Origin of the sequence: Mycobacterium hubeiense, from assembly GCF_002838065.1 — a bacterium.
GTDB lineage: Bacteria > Actinomycetota > Actinomycetes > Mycobacteriales > Mycobacteriaceae > Mycobacterium > Mycobacterium hubeiense.
Genome location: NZ_PIZU01000016.1, coordinates 65,152 through 83,112, shown reverse-complemented (window position 1 = coordinate 83,112; position 17,961 = coordinate 65,152). Strand labels below are relative to the sequence as shown.

Annotated in this window: 12 protein-coding genes and 3 pseudogenes; 6 read left to right on the top strand and 9 right to left on the bottom strand. The window is 67.1% G+C overall.

Annotated elements, in window-relative coordinates; translation table 11 throughout:
- Positions 1-94 precede the first annotated feature (94 nt).
- Complete coding sequence (locus tag CWS39_RS14400; protein ID WP_102143597.1) at positions 95-1,282, top strand: FAD-binding domain; 1,188 nt, start codon at positions 95-97, stop codon at positions 1,280-1,282.
- A 64-nt stretch (positions 1,283-1,346) separates the two neighbouring features.
- Here the strand turns inward: CWS39_RS14400 and narI are convergent.
- The 6 genes and pseudogenes from narI to CWS39_RS14370 form a co-directional block, all read right to left on the bottom strand.
- Positions 1,347-2,081 (bottom strand): annotated as a pseudogene (gene narI, locus CWS39_RS14395) (respiratory nitrate reductase subunit gamma); the annotation flags it as partial.
- Complete coding sequence (gene narJ, locus CWS39_RS14390) at positions 2,077-2,694, bottom strand: nitrate reductase molybdenum cofactor assembly chaperone (RefSeq protein ID WP_102143595.1); 618 nt, start codon at positions 2,692-2,694, stop codon at positions 2,077-2,079. The gene narJ and the pseudogene narI, both read right to left, overlap by 5 nt.
- Positions 2,695-2,714: 20 nt before the next feature.
- Entirely contained in the window at positions 2,715-4,364 is a 1,650-nt protein-coding gene (gene narH / locus CWS39_RS14385; RefSeq protein ID WP_102143594.1) for a nitrate reductase subunit beta, read from the bottom strand.
- A complete protein-coding gene (locus CWS39_RS14380) occupies positions 4,364-8,032 on the bottom strand; it encodes a nitrate reductase subunit alpha (RefSeq protein ID WP_102143593.1) in 3,669 nt (1,222 codons plus the stop codon). The genes narH and CWS39_RS14380 overlap by 1 nt, the downstream gene beginning before the upstream one ends.
- A complete protein-coding gene (locus CWS39_RS14375; protein ID WP_102143592.1) occupies positions 8,029-9,252 on the bottom strand; it encodes a nitrate/nitrite transporter in 1,224 nt (407 codons plus the stop codon). The genes CWS39_RS14380 and CWS39_RS14375 overlap by 4 nt, the downstream gene beginning before the upstream one ends.
- 225 nt (positions 9,253-9,477) lie before the next feature.
- Entirely contained in the window at positions 9,478-10,752 is a 1,275-nt protein-coding gene (locus CWS39_RS14370) for a PucR family transcriptional regulator (protein WP_102143644.1), read from the bottom strand.
- Positions 10,753-10,910: 158 nt separating this feature from the next.
- Here CWS39_RS14370 and CWS39_RS14365 point away from each other — a divergent pair, with 158 nt between their 5' ends.
- The 3 genes from CWS39_RS14365 to CWS39_RS14355 all read left to right on the top strand — a co-directional run bounded on the left by CWS39_RS14365 (position 10,911) and on the right by CWS39_RS14355 (position 13,943).
- Entirely contained in the window at positions 10,911-11,129 is a 219-nt protein-coding gene (locus CWS39_RS14365; RefSeq protein WP_102143591.1) for a hypothetical protein, read from the top strand.
- 29 nt (positions 11,130-11,158) lie between these two features.
- The gene (locus CWS39_RS14360) at positions 11,159-13,126 is read left to right on the top strand and encodes a GMC family oxidoreductase N-terminal domain-containing protein (RefSeq protein ID WP_102143590.1); all 1,968 of its coding nucleotides are present in this window, start codon (positions 11,159-11,161) and stop codon (positions 13,124-13,126) included.
- 70 nt (positions 13,127-13,196) lie between these two features.
- On the top strand, positions 13,197-13,943 hold the full coding sequence (locus tag CWS39_RS14355; protein ID WP_102143589.1) for an alpha/beta fold hydrolase: 747 nt from the start codon (positions 13,197-13,199) through the stop codon (positions 13,941-13,943).
- A gap of 13 nt (positions 13,944-13,956) precedes the next feature.
- Here the strand turns inward: CWS39_RS14355 and CWS39_RS14350 are convergent, their stop codons facing one another.
- Together CWS39_RS14350 and CWS39_RS14345 are read right to left on the bottom strand one after the other, a co-directional pair.
- The gene (locus CWS39_RS14350; RefSeq protein WP_102143643.1) at positions 13,957-14,874 is read right to left on the bottom strand and encodes an esterase family protein; all 918 of its coding nucleotides are present in this window, start codon (positions 14,872-14,874) and stop codon (positions 13,957-13,959) included.
- A 166-nt stretch (positions 14,875-15,040) separates the two neighbouring features.
- The gene (locus CWS39_RS14345) at positions 15,041-16,948 is read right to left on the bottom strand and encodes a CocE/NonD family hydrolase (protein ID WP_102143588.1); all 1,908 of its coding nucleotides are present in this window, start codon (positions 16,946-16,948) and stop codon (positions 15,041-15,043) included.
- Between the two features lie 45 nt (positions 16,949-16,993).
- Here CWS39_RS14345 and CWS39_RS14340 point away from each other — a divergent pair.
- A pseudogene (locus CWS39_RS14340) lies at positions 16,994-17,140 on the top strand (type II toxin-antitoxin system VapB family antitoxin); the annotation flags it as partial.
- Between the two features lie 97 nt (positions 17,141-17,237).
- Positions 17,238-17,496: pseudogene (locus tag CWS39_RS14335) on the top strand (PIN domain-containing protein); the annotation flags it as partial.
- Here the strand turns inward: CWS39_RS14335 and CWS39_RS14330 are convergent.
- A complete protein-coding gene (locus CWS39_RS14330; RefSeq protein ID WP_102143586.1) occupies positions 17,496-17,954 on the bottom strand; it encodes a DUF4383 domain-containing protein in 459 nt (152 codons plus the stop codon). The pseudogene CWS39_RS14335 and the gene CWS39_RS14330 sit on opposite strands and share 1 nt — an antisense overlap.
- Between the last annotated feature and the right edge of the window lie 7 nt (positions 17,955-17,961).

Genomic DNA, 17,961 nt, shown 5'->3' with positions numbered 1-17,961 from the left:
CTCCCCGCACATGCATCCCAGTCGGCGGTTGGTATCGAGGACGCTTCAAGGGGCCATCGACAATCGCATCTGATCGGTCATTGGAGTTGAGGCCATGAAGATCGCGATCAGCGGAGCTGGTGTGGCGGGCCCGTCGCTGGCGCACTGGCTGCACCGAAGCGGCCACGAGCCGGTTTTGATCGAGCGGGCGCCGCAGTTTCGCACAGGCGGCTACGTGATCGATTTCTGGGGGGTGGGCTACCGGATCGCGCAGATGATGGGCATCGAGGCGGCGATCCGCGAGGCCGGCTATCAGGTGCAGTCGATCCGTTCGGTCGGGCCCGACGATCAGGTGCGAGCCAGCCTGGGCGTCGAGTCATTCCGGCGCGCAGCGGGCGCCGGTTTCATCAGCCTGCCGCGCGGGGACCTGGCCGCCACCATCTACGCGACGATAGAAAACGACGTGGAAACGATCTTCGGCGATTCCATCACCGCGATCGACGAACACCCCAACGGCGTGAGTCTCAGCTTCACCCAAGCCACGTCCCGCGACTTTGACCTCGTCATCGGTGCCGACGGGTTGCACTCCAACGTGCGCCGCCTGACGTTCGGGCCCGAGTCAGACGTCGAACACTATTTGGGCTGCCGGGTCGCGGCCTGTGTTGTCGAGGGGTATCAGCCCCGCGATGACCTGGTCTACGTGACCTACAGCGAGCCGGGTCGATCTATCGGGCGGTTCTCATTGCGGGGGGATCGCACGTTGTTTCTGTTCGTGTTCCGTTCTCGCCACGCCGCCGACCCCGGGGACCTTGAGGCGCGCAAGGACCTTCTGCGTCGCGAGTTCGGTGATGCGGGCTGGGAATGCCCCCACATCCTTGCAGCGCTGGACGGCGTCGATGATCTGTATTTCGATGTCGTCAGCCAAATCCGGTTGGGTCGCTGGTCGCGGGGCCGAACAGCGCTCGTCGGCGACGCCGCCGCCTGTGTCTCCTTGCTGGCTGGCGAGGGCACCGGTTTGGCGATGACCGAGGCCTATGTGCTCGCTGGCGAACTCGTTTGTGCCTGTGGGGATTACCGGCGAGCCTTCGACGCCTATGAGACGCGATTGCGCCATTTCGTCCAAGCCAAACAGGACGCCGCCCAGAAATATCTTCCTGTCTTCGCGACACAGACGAGGCTGGGTATCTGGTTTCGCAACCTGGCAATGAGGGCGATGAACTTCCGTCCGCTCGCTGAGCTGATCCTCACGCGAAGTGTGCGCGACGACTTCGAGTTGCCTGCCTACCCGACCATGAGCACATGACCGGGCATGGGCGAACACTGTGAGGCGTCCGTACGCATGCCGTCAACGATGCGATCAGATGGGGTCACCAGCCCCGGCGTCGCGGGTGTGACCCCACCAATTCGTCTTTGGCCGCCACATCACGGCTGCGGTAGACGATGTAGGGCCGGAACAGGTAGGCGATCGGTGCGCTGAACGCATGCACCAATCGGCTGAATGGCCACAGGGCGAACAACACGAGGGCGATCAGCACGTGCAGCTGGTAGTACAGCGGTGCCTCGGCCATCAGATCACCGCGTGGCTGCAGCACCCAGATGGAGCGGAACCACACCGACACGCTCTCCCTGTAGTTGTAGGCCTCGCCGACGACGCCGGAGCCCAGTGCGGTCGCGTACAAGCCGGCGACGATAGCCAGCACCAACACCACGTACATGATCTTGTCGTTGACGGTAGTGGCCATGAACACGGGCCCGCGAGTGCGGCGCCGGTAGATCAGTAGCGCGGCGCCGGCCAGTGTGGTGATCCCGGCGATCGTGCCGAGCGTCACGGCCTGTATGTGGTAGGCGTGCTCGCTCAAACCGATTGCGGCGGTCCATGATTCCGGGATCAGCAGGCCGATGATGTGGCCGACGATGACCACCAGGATGCCGAAGTGAAACATCGGGCTGCCGATCCGCAGCAATCGTGACTCGTAGAGCTGCGACGAACGGGTCGTCCACCCGAACTTGTCGTAACGGTATCGCCACCAGATTCCGACCACCACGATCGCCAGCGTCACGTACGGCGCCGTGTTCCAGAAGATCTCGCCCAACATCTCACCGGCCTCCTTCCACCCGCCGAGGCGGCACTGTCAACGTGAACGGCTGCAGCCCAACGGCTTCGGCAGGTGGACCGGCCTGCGCCAGCTGGCGCGCGCGTTGCACCTCCCGGTCGGTGGCCGCCGGCAGTGTCTCGCACACCGCGGCTACGACGTGCGCGTACGGCGAACCCACCTCGGTCAGCGCCTGGCGCAGCACATCGATCGGCACCCGATGCTCGGCGAGCAATCGCCGCCCCGCGTCGGGGTCGACGGTGGCGGCGAACTCCAGCACAACCGGCAGATAATCCGGTGCCTCATCGCGAGGCGGATCGACACCGGCGTCACGGTAAGCCGCTGCGAACGCCAGCATTTCGCTGCCGCGATTACGGGTGTCGCCGGCGGTCCAATAAGTCAGGTACATCGTCGAACGGCGCTGCAGGTCGAACGTATCGACGTAGTCCTCGGATGCCTGCAGCGGACCGCTGGCCTTGAGCGCAGTGGCGGTGCGTCCCAACAGATCTGCTGTGTCTCCATCGAGGTGGACGAGAAGTTCGTCGACGTTGTTGAGGCGGTCTTGGTCTGGGTAGGACAGCAGCAGCGACGCACACTGCCACACCAGCCTGTGGTGCAACATGTTTGATCGCGGGCGGAGCTTCACTGTGGCCCCCCGGAGGGGAACATGCCGGAGGGCACGCCACGGCCGTCCCAGTTGAGTAGATTCACGCGCGACGGACGCCCGGCGTTGGCGGCCATCCCCTCGTCGGTCTGCCGTTGCCGCAGCGCGTGGAAGGTCTCCACCGCCACCGGCACCGGCCCGCCGCTGGCCTCGCCGAACGGACCGGACTCGTACATCCCCGGCCCACCCTCGAACGACAATGAGCAGCCCGGCTCCTCCAGCTCGTGGGCCTCGGCGGCGTAGGCGGTCGGGATCACATAGCGCTCTTCGTATTTCGCCAGCGCCAACAACCGGTACATTTGGTAGATCTGCTCTTCGGTCATCCCGACCGACTGCGGAATGTGCGGCTGCGTTTCGCGGCCCAGGTTGATATCCCGCATGTAGGAGCGCATCGCGGCCAGCCGGCGTAGCACGGCCTCGACCACGGCGGTATCACCGGCCGTGAAGAGTTCGGCCAGGTATTGGATGGGAATGCGCAGCGCTTCCAGCGCGCCGAAAAGGTTGCCGATGTCTTCGCCGTCATGCCCGTCGCGGCTGACCGCGTCGACCACCGGAGACAGCGGTGGGATGTACCACACCATTGGGACCGTGCGGAACTCCGGATGCAGCGGCAGCGCAACCTTGTAGGTGTTGATCAGCGCATAGACGGGCGAGCGCTGCGCAGCCTCGATCCACTCGTCGGAGATGCCCTCTGCGCGCGCGCCGGCGATCACCTCGGGATCGGTCGGGTCGAGCAGGATCTGCCGGTGTGCCTCGTACAAGTCTTTCTCGTCTTCCACCGATGCCGCTTCCAGCACCCGGTCGACGTCGTAGAGCACCAGGCCCAGGTAGCGCAACCGACCCACGCAGGTCTCCGAGCACACCGTCGGTAGCCCGACCTCGATGCGCGGATAACACAGCGTGCACTTCTCGGCCTTGCCGGTCTTGTGATTGAAATACACCTTCTTGTAGGGGCATCCGGAGACGCACATCCGCCAGCCGCGGCAGCGGTCCTGGTCGACGAGCACGATGCCGTCCTCGGTCCGTTTGTACATCGCACCCGACGGGCACGACGCCACGCACGACGGGTTCAGGCAGTGCTCGCAGATCCGCGGCAGGTAGAACATGAAGGTCTGCTCGAGCTCCAGCCGCACGTGCTCGTTGATCTTCTTCAGAATCGGATCGCCGGGCACGATCTCCGGTGAGCCGGCCAGGTCGTCGTCCCAATTCGCCGACCACGACACCTTCATCGGCTTTCCGCTGATCAGGCTGCGCGGCGGCGCGACCGGAAACTGTTCGCCCAGCGGTGCCGCGGTAAGGTTCTCGTAGTCGTAAGTCCAGGGCTCGTAGTAGTCGTCGATGCTCGGCAGCTTTGGGTTCGAGAAGATTCGAAGCAACTTGCTGAACCGGCCGCCGTCGCGTAGTCGCAGCCGGCCACGCCGGTCCCGCCGCCAGCCGCCCCGCCAGCGCTCCTGGTCCTCGTAGGTGCGCGGATACCCTTGTCCAGGACGGGTTTCCACATTGTTGAACCACACATACTCGGTACCAGCCCGATTGGTCCAGGCCTGCTTACACGTCACCGAGCAGGTGTGACACCCGATGCACTTGTCAAGGTTCATCACCATCGCCATTTGGGCCATCACCCGCATCAGTACTTCACCTCCTGGCTGCGTCGGCGCACCACCGTCACTTCGTCGCGTTGGTTGCCGGTAGGGCCGAGATAGTTGAACGCGAACGCGTTCTGCGCGTAGCCACCCGCCAAATGGCTGGGTTTGATGAGCAACCGCGTCAGCGAATTGTGAATACCGCCACGGTTACCCGTGGTCTCGGTCAGAGGCACATCGATGGTGCGTTCCTGCGCGTGGTAGACGAACACCACACCTTCTGGCATCCGGTGCGACACGATCGCGCGGCACACCAGCACACCGTTGCGGTTGACGGCTTCAATCCAATCGTTGTCGCGTACTTCGATTTTCGCGGCGTCTACCGGGCTCATCCACATCGTCGGCCCACCCCGCGACAGCGATAGCATCAACAGGTTGTCCTGGTATTCGGAGTGGATCGACCACTTCGAATGCGGCGTCAGGTACCGAACCGTCAACCCGACGCCGCTGCTGCCCACCGCCGATTCGCCGAACAACCGCGACATGTCCAGTGGCGGGCGATAAATGGGCAGCTGCTCGCCGAGTTCCTCCAGCCAGTCATGGTCGAGGTAGAAGTGCATCCGTCCGGTCAGGGTGTGGAACGGTTTGAGTTCCTCGATGTTCACTGTGAACGGCGCGTATCGGCGACCGCCGGTCTCGCTGCCGGACCACTCCGGGCTGGTGATCACGGGCACCGGCCGTGCCTGGGTGTCCGCGTAGGTGATGCGGCGTTCCTCGCTGCCCTCGGCGAGATGGACCAGTCTGCGGCCGGTGCGCTGCTCCAGCTGCCGGAATCCCTCGACCGCCAGGCGGCCGTTGGTCGTCCCCGACAGCGCCAGGATGACGTCGGCCATCCGCTCCGCCGTGGTGATCGCGGGGCGGCCCTGCGCCGCACCCGAATTCATCACTCCGAACTTGGAGGCCAGCGCCTCGACTTCCTCCATGGGGTGCGTGGTGACGCCCTTGGTGGTCACGCCGAGCGTGTCGACCAGCGGGCCCAGCGTGAACCACTTGTCCGCGATTGCGGCGTAGTCACGCTCCACCACCGCGATCGGTCCAATCGTCTTGCCGGGTACCGGCACCTCACCGGTGCGGCGCCAATCCCGCTCGACGCCGCCGGGATACGCCATCGCCCCAGGGGTGTCGTGCTGCAATGTGCCCAGCACCACATCGGTGCGCAGGCCAAGGTGCTTGGGTGCCATGGCGCTGAACGCACGGGCGATGGCGCCGAATGCCTCGAAGTCCGAACGGGTTTCCCACGGCGGGTCGATGGCCGGACTGAACGCGTGCACGTACGGGTGCATGTCCGTGCTCGACAGATCCGCCTTCTCGTACCACGTCGCCGCCGGCAACACCACATCCGACAGCAGCGTCGTCGACGTCATCCGGAAGTCGATCGACATCAACAGGTCGAGCTTGCCTTCCGGGATCTCGTCGGTGTAGGTGACCTCCTGTGCCCGCAGGTCACTGGGCTGGCCCTGCAGGTTCGACGTGGTGCCGAGCAGGTGGCGCAGGAAGTACTCGTTGCCCTTACTCGACGAGCCCAGCAGGTTGGCCCGCCAAACATTGAGCACGCGAGGCCAATTGACGGGGTTGTCCGGATCGGTGACCGCCAGCTTCAGCTGTCCCGACGCCAATTGCGCAGCGACGTAGCCGGGGATATCTTGTCCCGCGGCAAGGGCTTCGTCGGCGACGTCCAGACTGGACCGGTCGAACTGCGGGAAGAACGGGCTCCACCCCATCGCCACCGCGGAGGTCAGCACGTCCATGGTGTGCTTGCCGCGGAAGCGCCCGCGACCCACCGGGCTGGCCAGCGCATCGGCGCGATACCCGTCGTAACGCCACTGATCGGTGTGCGCGTACCAGTAGGAGGTGCCCGCCATCTGACGCGGCGGACGCGACCAGTCGGTGGCCATCGCCATCGTCGCCCAGCCCGTGACCGGCCGGCACTTCTCCTGGCCGACGTAATGGGCCCAGCCGCCGCCGTTGCGGCCCATCGATCCGGTGAGCAGCAGCAGCGCCAGCACCGCGCGATAGGTGGCGTCGCCGTGGAACCATTGGCAGATGCCCGCCCCCATGATGATCATCGAGCGGCCGTTGGATTCCTCGGCATTGCGGGCGAATTCGCGGGCCACCCGGACGGCCTGGGCGGCAGCGACTCCGGTGATCGGCTCCTGCCAGGCCGGGGTGTACGGAGCGCTCGCGTCGTCGTAACCCGTCGGCCAGTCCCCCGGCAGACCGGGGCGCACCACGCCGTACTGGGCGAGCATCAAATCGAACACCGTGCACACCACGTGCTCGCCGACGCGCCGCACCGGCACCCCCCGCTGCAGCGTCTCCCCGTGCCCGTCAAGGGTGTCGAACCGCGGTAACCGGATCTCGGCCGTCTCGCCGCCTTCTGCCGCCACGGTCAGCGCCGGCACCAGATCTTCCAGGTCGAGGTTCCACTTGCCCAGGCCCTCGTCGCCGTAGCGGAACCCGAGCGAACCGTGCGGCACCGCAAGGGTATTCGTCGCCCCGTCGAGGATCACCGGCTTGAACGCCGCGTTCTCCACGTCGTGGCCGAGATCGGCCGCGGTCAGGTTCTTGCCCGGCACCAGCGCACCGTCGCGCTGCTCCAACCTGATCAGGAACGGCAGATCGGTGAACTTGCGGACATAATCGACGAAGAACGGAACTCGCTGGCGCACAAAGCATTCCGAGAGGATGACGTGGCCCATCGCCATGGCCAACGCACCGTCGGTGCCCGCCGCGCACGGCATCCACTCGTCGGCGAACTTGGTGTTGTCGGCGTAGTCGGGGCTCACGGTCACGACTTTGGTGCCGCGGTAGCGGACTTCGGCCATCCAGTGCGCGTCGGGGGTGCGGGTGATCGGGACGTTGGAGCCCCACATCATCAAATAGGCTGCATCCCACCAGTCGCCGGACTCCGGCACGTCGGTCTGGTCGCCGAACACCTGCGGGGAGGCCACCGGAAGATCGGCGTACCAGTCGTAGAACGACGTCATCACGCCGCCAATCAGTTCCACGAACCGCGACCCGGCGGCGTGGCTGACCATCGACATCGCCGGGATCGGCGAGAAGCCGGCCACCCGGTCGGGCCCGTACCGCTTGATGGTGTGCACGTGGGCGGCCGCGATCATCTCGGTGGCCTCGGCCCAGCTCACCCGGACCAGGCCGCCCTTGCCGCGGGCGCGTTGATAGCGGCGGCGATGATCGGGGTTGTCCTGAATGTCGGCCCACGCCAACACCGGATCACCCAGGCGCGCTTTCGCTTCCCGGTACATCTCGACGAGCACGCCGCGGGCGTACGGATAACGCACCCGGGTCGGCGAATAGGTGTACCAGGAGAACGCGGCGCCGCGCGGGCAGCCGCGGGGTTCGTACTCGGGGCGGTCGGGCCCCACCGACGGGTAGTCGGTTTCCTGGGTTTCCCAGGTGATGATGCCGTCCTTGACGTAGATCTTCCACGAGCACGACCCGGTGCAGTTGACGCCGTGGGTGGAGCGCACCACCTTGTCGTGGCTCCACCGGTCGCGGTAGAACACGTCGCCCTCGCGCCCGCCGCGGCGGGTCACGGTGCGCAGGTCGTCGGAGAAGGTGCCGGGCGTGAAGAACCGGCCGCTGCGTTCCAGTAGCTCTTCGACGGGTCCGCCTACGTGCGGCTTGGTCATGGTTCGGGCTCCTTGGTGCGCGCCGGCTCGTGGGCGTGCAATCGAAATGCGGTATAGGCCAACGCGACCAGGGCCGTTGCCACCAACAACAACAGCCCTGTCGTGTAGTCGTTGTCGACGGAGTCGTACGTCGAACCCATCACCAGCGGCGGGAAGTAGCCACCTAAACCGCCTGCGGCCGCGACGATTCCGGTGACTGAACCCACCGACTGCGCGGGCGCCCGACGGGCCACCCATGCGAACACGCCGCCGGTGCCGACGCCCAGGAAGATCGCCAGCGTGATGAACGTCGTCGCCGACCAGACGTCGGGCGGCGGCTGGAACGTCGCCACGAAGGCCAGCGCCGCGGTACCCGCGAACGAGGCCAGCACCACGTATTTGGGTGCGATGCGGTCCGACAGAGCGCCGCCGATCGGTCGGGCCAGCACCGCGGCGAGCGCGAATCCCGCGGTGCGCGCGCCGGCCTCGACGGAGGAGAAGCCGTAGATGGTCTTGATGTAGGTGGGCAGGTAGTTGGAGAACGCCACGAAACCGCCGAAGACGACGGCGTACAAGAAGGACATCTCCCACGTGACGGGCAGCTTCATCGCGGCCTTGAGTTTCGGCAGCACCGGGTCGGTGTTCGGCTGGAACGCCGGGGAGTCCTGCATCATCGCGATGCACAGCAGCGCCGTGGCCGCGAGCGCGACCGCGACGATGACGTGCGTGGCGAACAGCCCAAACCAGTTGACGAACCGCGGTGTGAAGAACGCAGACAACGCGGTGCCGACCATGCCCATGCCGAACACGCCGGTGGCGAAGCCGCGACGGGAAGGGTCGTACCAGTTGTTGGCGAACGGGATGCCGACGGCGAAGATCGTGCCCGCGATGCCCAGGAAGAATCCGCACACCAGCAACAGCGGATAGGAGCCTGCCGCGCCGGCCGACCCGACGGCCAGCACCGGCAGGATCGACGCCAGGGAGACCGCGATGAACATCGTTCGCCCGCCGAACCGGTCGGTCAGCGAGCCGATGACGATCCGGCCCACAGATCCGACCAAGATCGGCGTAGCAACGAGCATGGAGGCCTCGGTACTGCTCAACGCCAGATCACTCGCGTAAGTAGTGGACAGCGGGCCGATCATGTTCCAGGCCCAGAAGTTGATCGCCGAGACCCACGTGGCCAGCACCAGGTTGATAGCTCTCCTGGTACTGGTGTCCGGCACGGTCGCCGCGTTCACAACCACCAGAGAACCACATGAGCGGCGTGAGATAGGCAGTTCGGCGAAAAAGGTTGTCGCCCACGAGCATACGGGAGTGTGGAACGATCTGTGTCGATCATCGGTCTACGCTTGGCATCCAAACTGTCACAGCTAACGGCGGTTCGCCCGGCACACACGTATTGAGGATGACTTCACTTACCAACAGCCGGATAGGGCCTTTTGGCATCTACTCAAGCGGACCAATCAAGTTCGCAGTACGGCGTCGCCGTACCACTGGCACAGCAGCAGCGCCACCTCGACGTCGAGTCGGTCCTCGGCGATCGGCCGGCCACGCCGTTCGACCGCTTTGGCCACCCGGTATTTCACGGAGTTGACGTGCAGGTGCAGTTCCTCGGCGGCCGCCTTGTAGCTTGCGCCTGCGCGCAGAAACACCCGCAGCGTCTCGCGGAGCCGTTCGTCGTTGTCGGTGCGCTCGGCGAGCGGTCCGAGTATCTCGGCGACCAGCGCGGCCGCCGACTCGACGTCGCCGCCGGGCAGCGCCGCCACCCGAAGGCCGGGATCGCCGGCGGCGGTGACGCGGCGCGGGTGCGGTCCGGACGCGGTGGCGACGACGTGCGCGTCCCTGGCCTGACGATGTGACCGGCGGAAGCCCTCGACACCCGGCAGCGGCGTGCCCAGCGCGATGCACGGGGCATCGGCCCGCGCCTCGGCCGCGGCGCGGATCGCGGCGGCCGCATCGGGTGCGGCGTCGGCCGACAACGGAATCCACGCCCAGCCCGTCAACCGGTCTTCGGAGAGGAACAACGGGGCCTCACGAGCACCGGCGGACTCCGCGAGGTGCGTGACGAACCGTTCCATCACGACGAGTTCGTCTTCATCGCCCGACTCGTCACACCACAGCACGGCCGCCAGGTGGGTTCGCCGCAGCGGGTATGACAGCGCACCGGTCATCTCGTCGACGTCGACCTGTGCGCCGCCCAGGATTTCACGAATCCGTAACGCACGCAAGCTGTTTCGCTTCTGCGTCCAGCGGTCGTATTCGCTTTGATAGGTGGTCACCACCTGCTGGGAGATCCAGTCGACGTAGCCGAAGGTGATCTCCGCGATCTGTCCGAACACGTCCAGGCTCGCCGTCGCGTCGAGGTCGGCGGCGCGCACCTCGTCGCGCACGGCGTCGAGCACCGCCTTGTGGCCGAGCCGGTAGGACCGCACCAATGCGTTGACCGACACCGCGCGCTGCGCCAGCCGCCGCGCGTGCTCGAGGGCGGCGGTCGGCGGCTCCACCTGTTCGATGGGGATGCCGTGGCGGATCGCCGAGAAGACGGTGTCGATGTTTCCCTCGACGCTGTCGTGCAGCAGCTGCATCATCTGGGCGTCGTCGGCCAGCGCGGGGATCTCGGTGGCCACCAGCTGCTGGACCGAGCGGTTGAGGTCGTCGAGTCGCGTGCCCAGTTTGGCGACGATCGCCGCCGCGATGTCTGCGACGGCCGCGTCGTCCTCGGCGCGCGCGCGTGCCATGACCAGACAGTACTGGCCCAAGTTGTCTTCGGGAGCCAACAAGTTCCCGAAACTTGGTCTGTCGCGGACATCGCCCGCCATCAGCTGCCTCGGTAATTTTCTGCACACCTTCAACCGGCAACTCAGCCGACTCAAACCCACAGAAAGTCGAGTCCGTCATGGGCAGCTACATCGCCATCGCCTTCATCCTCCTGGTCACCCTGTCGCCGGTGCTGATCCCGACCGTCGTCACCGTCGCCCCGCTGGGCGTGACCGGGGCACGACGTGTCCGTCGGGTCATCGCCGATCAGTCACGCACGGCCGCGGCCGCGGTCCGTCAACTGACCGGTGCCCTCAACACGACCAAAGACGGCCGCCTGACCCCCGTCGAGGCATAGCGTCAAGACGTCGCAAGAGGAGAGCAACGATGAACGCCCAGATCACCGACACCCACCGCGAAGTTCTTCGCACCCTCGCGGACACCGTCATCCCGTCGATGGAACGGGCCGACGACCCCACCGGGTTCTGGGCGATGCGCGGCAGCGAACTGCAGGCGCACGTCGGGGTCGAGCAGGTGCTGTCCGGGCTGCCCGGCGATCAGCGTGCGGGCCTGCTCGCCCTGCTCGACGGGCTGCACGCGCAGGGGTTCAGGGCCGGGCCGGCGGGCGAGCAGCTGATGCGCGACGTCGCGTCGATGGGCCCCGAGATCGCGGCGGGGCTGAATTCCCTGGTGTCGCTGACCCTCGCGTTCGGGTACGCCGGTCCGGATCCGCAGACCGGCACCAACCCGATGTGGGCGGGCTTCGGTTATCCCGGCGCTCCCGGCATCGAGCCCGGCGGCGGCGAGGCGCCCGAGCCGTTTGTCCCTGACGGTTCGACGGTCGACGCCGACGTCTGCATTGTCGGCTCGGGCGCGGGTGGTGGCCTGATCGCCGGCGTGCTCGCTCAGGCGGGCCTCGACGTCGTCGTGCTCGAGGCCGGCGGAAACTTCAACGAGCCGGACTTCAGCGGGCTCGAGCTGCCCGCGTTCCAGCAGTTCTTCTGGCGCGGCGGCCCCACCCCGACCGCCGATTTCAACGTCACGCTGCTGGCCGGGGGCACACTCGGCGGCGGGCCGACGATCAACTGGTCCAACTGCCTGCGCACGCCCTTGAGCGTGCGGGAGCAGTGGGCGCGCGAGTTCGGCCTCGACGGTGTCGACGGGCCCGAGTTCGACCGGCACACGGACGCGGTGTGGACGCGACTCGGCGTCAACGCCGACTGCTCGGACCTCAACGGCCCGCACGAGCGGATGCGCGACGGCGCGGCGGCCCTCGGCTGGTCGTTCACCGGGCTGAGCCGCAACGCCGACCCGGCCGCGTACTCGCCCGACACCGCCGGCTACATCGGCCTCGGCGACCGCTCGGGCGCCAAGCTCGACGTCCGTCGTACGTATCTACGAGACGCGGTGGCGGCCGGCGCGCGGGTGATCGTGCGCTGCCAGGCCGACCGGGTGCTCACCGAAAACGGTCGCGCCGCAGGCGTGCTCGCCACGTACGTCGACCCGCAGACCGGAGCTTCGGCGGCTGTCGAGGTGCGCGCACCGCGCGTGGTGGTGGCGTGCGGCTCGCTGGAATCCCCTGCGCTGCTGCTGCGGTCGGGCATCGGCGGCCCGGCGGTCGGCCGGTACCTGCACCTGCACCCGGTGATCGCGACGCTTGCCCTGCATCCCGAACCGCAGCGGCCGTGGTGGGGCGCGCCGATGACGGCGATGGTCGACGAGTTCGCCGACATCGAGGGCGGTCACGGCTTCCTCATCCAGAACGCGCAGTGGGCGACGTCGATCGTCGCCGGTGGCATGGCCCGCGCGTCGAGTGAAGAGCTCAAGGAAACGATGGCGCGGCTGGAGCACGCCGCCTGGTACGTGGGCATCCCTCGCGACCGCGGCCACGGCACCGTGACGATCGACGGCGCAGGTAACGCGGTGGTGCACTATGCGCTCACCGACGAGGTCGACGTCCGCGTCGCGCGCCGCTCGATGGAAGCCCAGATCCGCCTGCACGCCGCGGCCGGCGCCGAGGAGATCGTCCCGTTCGCCGCGACGGACAGGCGCTGGCGGCGCGGTGAGGATCTCGACGAGTTCATCGCTGCGATGAAGGAGCTCCCGCTCGGCGCGGGCGGGCACAGGATCTTCTCGGCGCACCAGATGAGCAGCTGCCGCATGGGTTCCGATCCGGCAACATCGGTGGCGAACCCGTCGGGCGAGCTGCACGACACGCCGGGGGTCTACATCGGCGACGCGAGCGCGCTGCCGACCGCGACGGGCGTGAACCCGATGATCTCGACCATGGCGATGGCCCACCGGACGGCGGAAGTGATCGCCCAGACCGCCGCGGCCGCCGTCGCCTCGCGCTGAGAGCCGCGGCGGATGAGCCAACCCGATTGGTACTGACCGACACCCGGCAGACCCGTGCCAAGATGTCGGCATGACATTGGTGCTGGTGCACGGAAATCCGGAAACCGAGGCGATCTGGGGCCCGCTCATCGATGAGCTGGGCCGTGACGATGTGGTGATGCTGTCGCCACCCGGGTTCGGCGCCCCCCTGCCTGACGATTTCCCCGCGACCTACCTTGCGTACCGCGACTGGCTTGAAACCGAGTTAAGTCGGATCGACGGACCCGTCGACCTCGTCGGGCATGACTGGGGCGGCGCCCACGTGGTGAACGCGGTGATGGATCGCCCCGAGCTGGTGCGCAGCTGGGCCACCGATGTCATCGGGTTGTTCGACCCGGAGTACGTCTGGCACGACATGGCGCAGGTGTGGCAGACACCGGACGAGGGCGAGCAGCTGGTGGAAACCATGATGAGCGGCACGGCGGCAGAGCGCGCCGAACAGCTGGTGCCACTGGGCATTCCGCTCGACATCGCGACCACGATTGTGGCCGCCCAAGGCCCAGAGATGGGACGGGCGATCCTGTCGTTGTACCGCTCGGCCGCTCAGCCCGCGATGGCCGAGGAGGGCCGCAAATTGTCTGCCGCCGCCGCGCGGCCGGGCCTGGCCCTGATGCCCACCGAGGACCCCTACGTCGGTTCACTGGAACTGCGGCAGCGCGCGGCGGACCGCGCCGGTGCTCGCACCGAAGTGCTTGACGGCCTGGGACATTGGTGGATGCTGCAGGATCCGGCACGCAGCGCGGCCGCCCTCAGCGGCTTCTGGGAGTCGCTGGGCTGACGTTACGGTCCGCTCAGGTGGCTGCCGCGACGCCGAGCACCCGCAGAATGTCGGGTTTCATCGCCTGCAGCTGCGAGCCCCAGTACCCCCAGCTGTGGGTTCCGTTGGGCGGGAAGTGGAATACCGCGTTGCGGCCGCCCGCGGCCAGATACTTCTCCTGAAACTCCTTGTTGGAGGTGACGGTGATGTTCTCCAGGAACTGCGCGCTGTAGAGCGTGCCGAAGTTGCCGCCGGGGGCGTCCAGATCCGACGACGCGCCGTTGCCGTTGTACACCCAGATCGCGGTGTTGTTGGCGACGAGCCGGCCGACGTTGACCGTCGGATCGTTGCGCCGCCACGCCGGATCGCTGGCCAGCCCCCACATGTCGGTGGAGTTGAAACCGCCGGCGTCCTTCATCGCGAAGCCGATCAATGTGGGCCACAACCCATTCGACGGGTTGAGGAATCCGGACAGCGATGCCGCGAAGAAAAACTGCTCGGGATGCCAGGCCGCGAGCGTTAGCGCCGCACCGCCTGACATCGACAGTCCCACAACGGCATTGCCATGGGGATCAACCTTCTTGTTGGCGGCCAACCACGTCGGCAGCTCCTGGGTCAGGAAGGTTTCCCACTTGTAGGTGGTGGTGCCCCCGTTGTGCTTGGCTTCCCGGTACCAGTCGGTGTAGAAGCTGGACTGGCCGCCGACGGGCATCACGACCGAGAGTCCCGATTCGTAGAACCACTCGAACGCCTGGGTGTTGATGTCCCAGCCGTTGACGTCGTCCTGGGCGCGGATGCCGTCGAGCAGATAGAGCGCTTTGGGCCCCCCGCCCTGAAATTGGACCTTGATGTCGCGGCCCATCGACGCCGACGGCACCTGCAGGTATTCCACCGGCAGGCCGTCACGCGAGAACGCCGTCGCCGACGGTGTACCCAACAGTGCGGACGTCATCACCGCAGCCAGCGCGGCCGCGGCCACGCGCTGTATCCAATTGCCAACGAGCACCTCCGGAAGCTAGCAGCGCGGCCTGTCTGCTCAGCCGCGCGGCGCGGTCCGTAATTGCCTTGTTATCAACGTGATCCGTTACCGTTGCCGGCCGCATCTGGTCGACATCGGCTTACGTTCTACCGGGCGACGCGTCCGCCAGCGGAATGACGACGTGCGACGGCGTCGCCCCGCCCTGGCGCAGCCGGTACTCCCCACCGGCCAACGCGCGACGCGCGGGCTTGGTGGGCACCAAGTGCGGGAAATCGTACGTCGTCATCGTCAGGCGCAGGCAGTGGCCCGGCTCGATCACCGCGGCGGTCGGGAAGATCTCGATGTCGTAGCGGGTGAGTTCGCCGGGGACAACGGGTTTCACGGCCTCGCGGGTGCTGATGTGATGCGGCCGCAGCACGGTGCCGTCGGGCAGATACCACGTGCGCGACGGGTCCAGCGCCCGATGCGAGCCGAGTAGCGCACCCTGCGTCAGCGGGCGGCTGGTGCCGTCGGGGAAGACGTCGTCGAGGTGCGCCACCCACAGCGTCTCGGACGTGGTGGCCGTCGCGTGCACGGTGAGCGTGATCGGCCCGGCGACCATCGTCGGCGAGGAGAACGGGTCGGTGGTGTAGCACAACGCCTCGCGCTGAAGACGGCGGTTGTCCAGGTCGTAGCGGATACGCCTGCCGCGCTGCGAGATGGCGAAACTGCCGAGCCCCAGGCTCCACTGCTCCAGGCTGCGGCCCGAGATCGGGCCGCGCGCAACGTACTTCAGTGTCGCAGCGGACTCGTCGGAGTCGGGTTCACGGGCGAGCCGGTTCTGCGTCGACAGGTAGAAGCGCGTCGGCGTCGCGTCCGGGAACGGGTATTCGCGCGCATGGAACCACTCGGATCTGCCGATCGGCTGGAAGGTCAACGGCTCCCCGGACACTGCGGCTTCCGGCACGTCCTTGAGCCAGTGGTCGAACCACCGCAACTGCAGCGCGTGCATGTGCAGGCCGTCGAAGTCCGAGACGTGATACCAGGGACCCATCAGCAGCCGGAACCGATCCGAGATCGGCTGGCCGGGCTCCATCGGCGCGTCGACGGGTCGGCCCGCGAACGCGTTCTGCAGGGAGGAGTAGTTGAGCGGCGCGCCGCGCTGGAACGCGTCGTGCCAGCCGCCGACGAGGAACACGGCCACGCCGTTGTCCACGATCTTGGGCAGCAGCGCGCCCGGCCGCATGGTGTCCCAGAACGGCCCGTCGAATGCGGTGTCGCCGCCGGCGGCGGCGTCGGCGGACAGCGTCCGGAAGTACTGCCGCTGGCCGCGGCCGCGCTGGCGCACCGCGGCAAAACCTCCAGCGCGTGGGCGTTCGTGCCCGCCGCGGGCGATCAACTCCAGCGTCGGATTGACCAGGTTGAGCAAGGAGTAGACCGCGCCATACGCCCGCACCGTGCGCATGTGCGGCACGCCGCCCATCGTCACCACGTCGCGGTAGAAGTCGTGCGCGGCCATCACCGGGAAGATCGCCTTCAACGGCGAGTCCGGCCCGACCGCGGCGGCGGTGATCAGCTGGTTGATCGCCAGATACGAGATGCCGAACATGCCGACGCGCCCGTTGGAGTTCGGCAGCGTCGCCGCCCAGTTGACCAGGTCCACGCCGTCCTGGGTCTGCTCGACGCCCAGCATTTCGAAGGATCCTTCGGAGGCGCCGGTGCCGCGCACGTCGACCATCACCTCGATGTAGCCGCGCTTGATCAGGTACGGCGTCGCGCCGCCGCCGATCTGCGCGGCCGGCGGCGGAGCCTTCTTGCCGTAGGGCGTCATCGAGACCAGCACCGGGAACGGGCCGGTCGCGGGCTCACCGGTCTCCGGGACGGTCGGGTAGTGGATGTCGGCGCGCAGGTTGACGCCGTCGCTCATCGGCACCGCGACGTTGTGCCGCACCCCGACGCCGTAACGCGCCGGTCCTGGGGTCCACGGCGGCGTCAGCGGCGACGGACTGGTCTTGCGCGGTTTGTGCGGCTCGGACCCGGCCCGTCGCTTCAATCGCAAAGTTGCCATGCCTAGACGGTAGGACGGGCGATTTCACGACGGCCCGCAGGATCGATGTTGGCGATCGACCTGGACGACGAGGCGCTGGCCGAAGTCATGCGGATCGCCGGGGTACACACCAAGAAGGAAGCCGTTAACCTCGCGCTACGCGATTACGTCGAGCAGTTCCGGCGCATCGAGGCGCTGGCCCGCTCGCGCGAGCAGGCGAAGGGCTGGGACTACGACGGCTGGGTGACCGCGCGAGCCGACGAGAAGGCCGTCGGGCCTTGATCCACTTCCTGGTGGATTCCTCCGCGGTCTGGCGGTTGCAACGACAACCCGAGCTCACCGAGGTCTGGGAGCCATCACTTCGCAGGGGCGCCATCGGATCATGCGAGCCCCAGCGAGCCGAGTTCCGTCGATCGGTGCGCAACGCGGACGAGTTCGATGAGATGGATCAGATGTTTCGCGACGTCTACCCCGATGTGCCGGTGCCGAAATCTGTTTGGCGGTGGATCGATTCGGCGCAGCACAGGCTCGCCGTCGCCGGTGCGGTGCGCGCCCTGTCGGTCGTCGATCAGGGCTGCTTCGAGCGCAGGTCGGCCAGCGAGTTGCCCAGCCCTCCGTCGAGGCGGATCTGCACTGCGGCCACGGCCACCATCACCGCTGCGGTGACGAGGTGCACGATCGCGTCGGTGACGTTGTTGGGGAACGTGAACACGTACGCCACCTGATGCGAGAAGAACGCCCAGATGCCGGGCAGGGCGCCGGCGACGGCTGCCACCAGCAGGTAGAGCACGGCCCACGACTTGCGCCACGCGAACACCAGGCCCGGACCGAACAGCGCCAGCCCGGCGACCGCGTGCCACCCGTTGTAGTCCATGCCGAGGATCTGCGCGGTCGGGGCGTCGGGACCCGTCGCGAAACTGGGTTCGACGATAAACCCGATGATCGCCTGCACCACGTGGAACAGCGAGATGATCAACAGCCCGTACTGGGCGAAACTCCACCGCCTGATGTCTGACCGCGCCGCCATGCCGTTA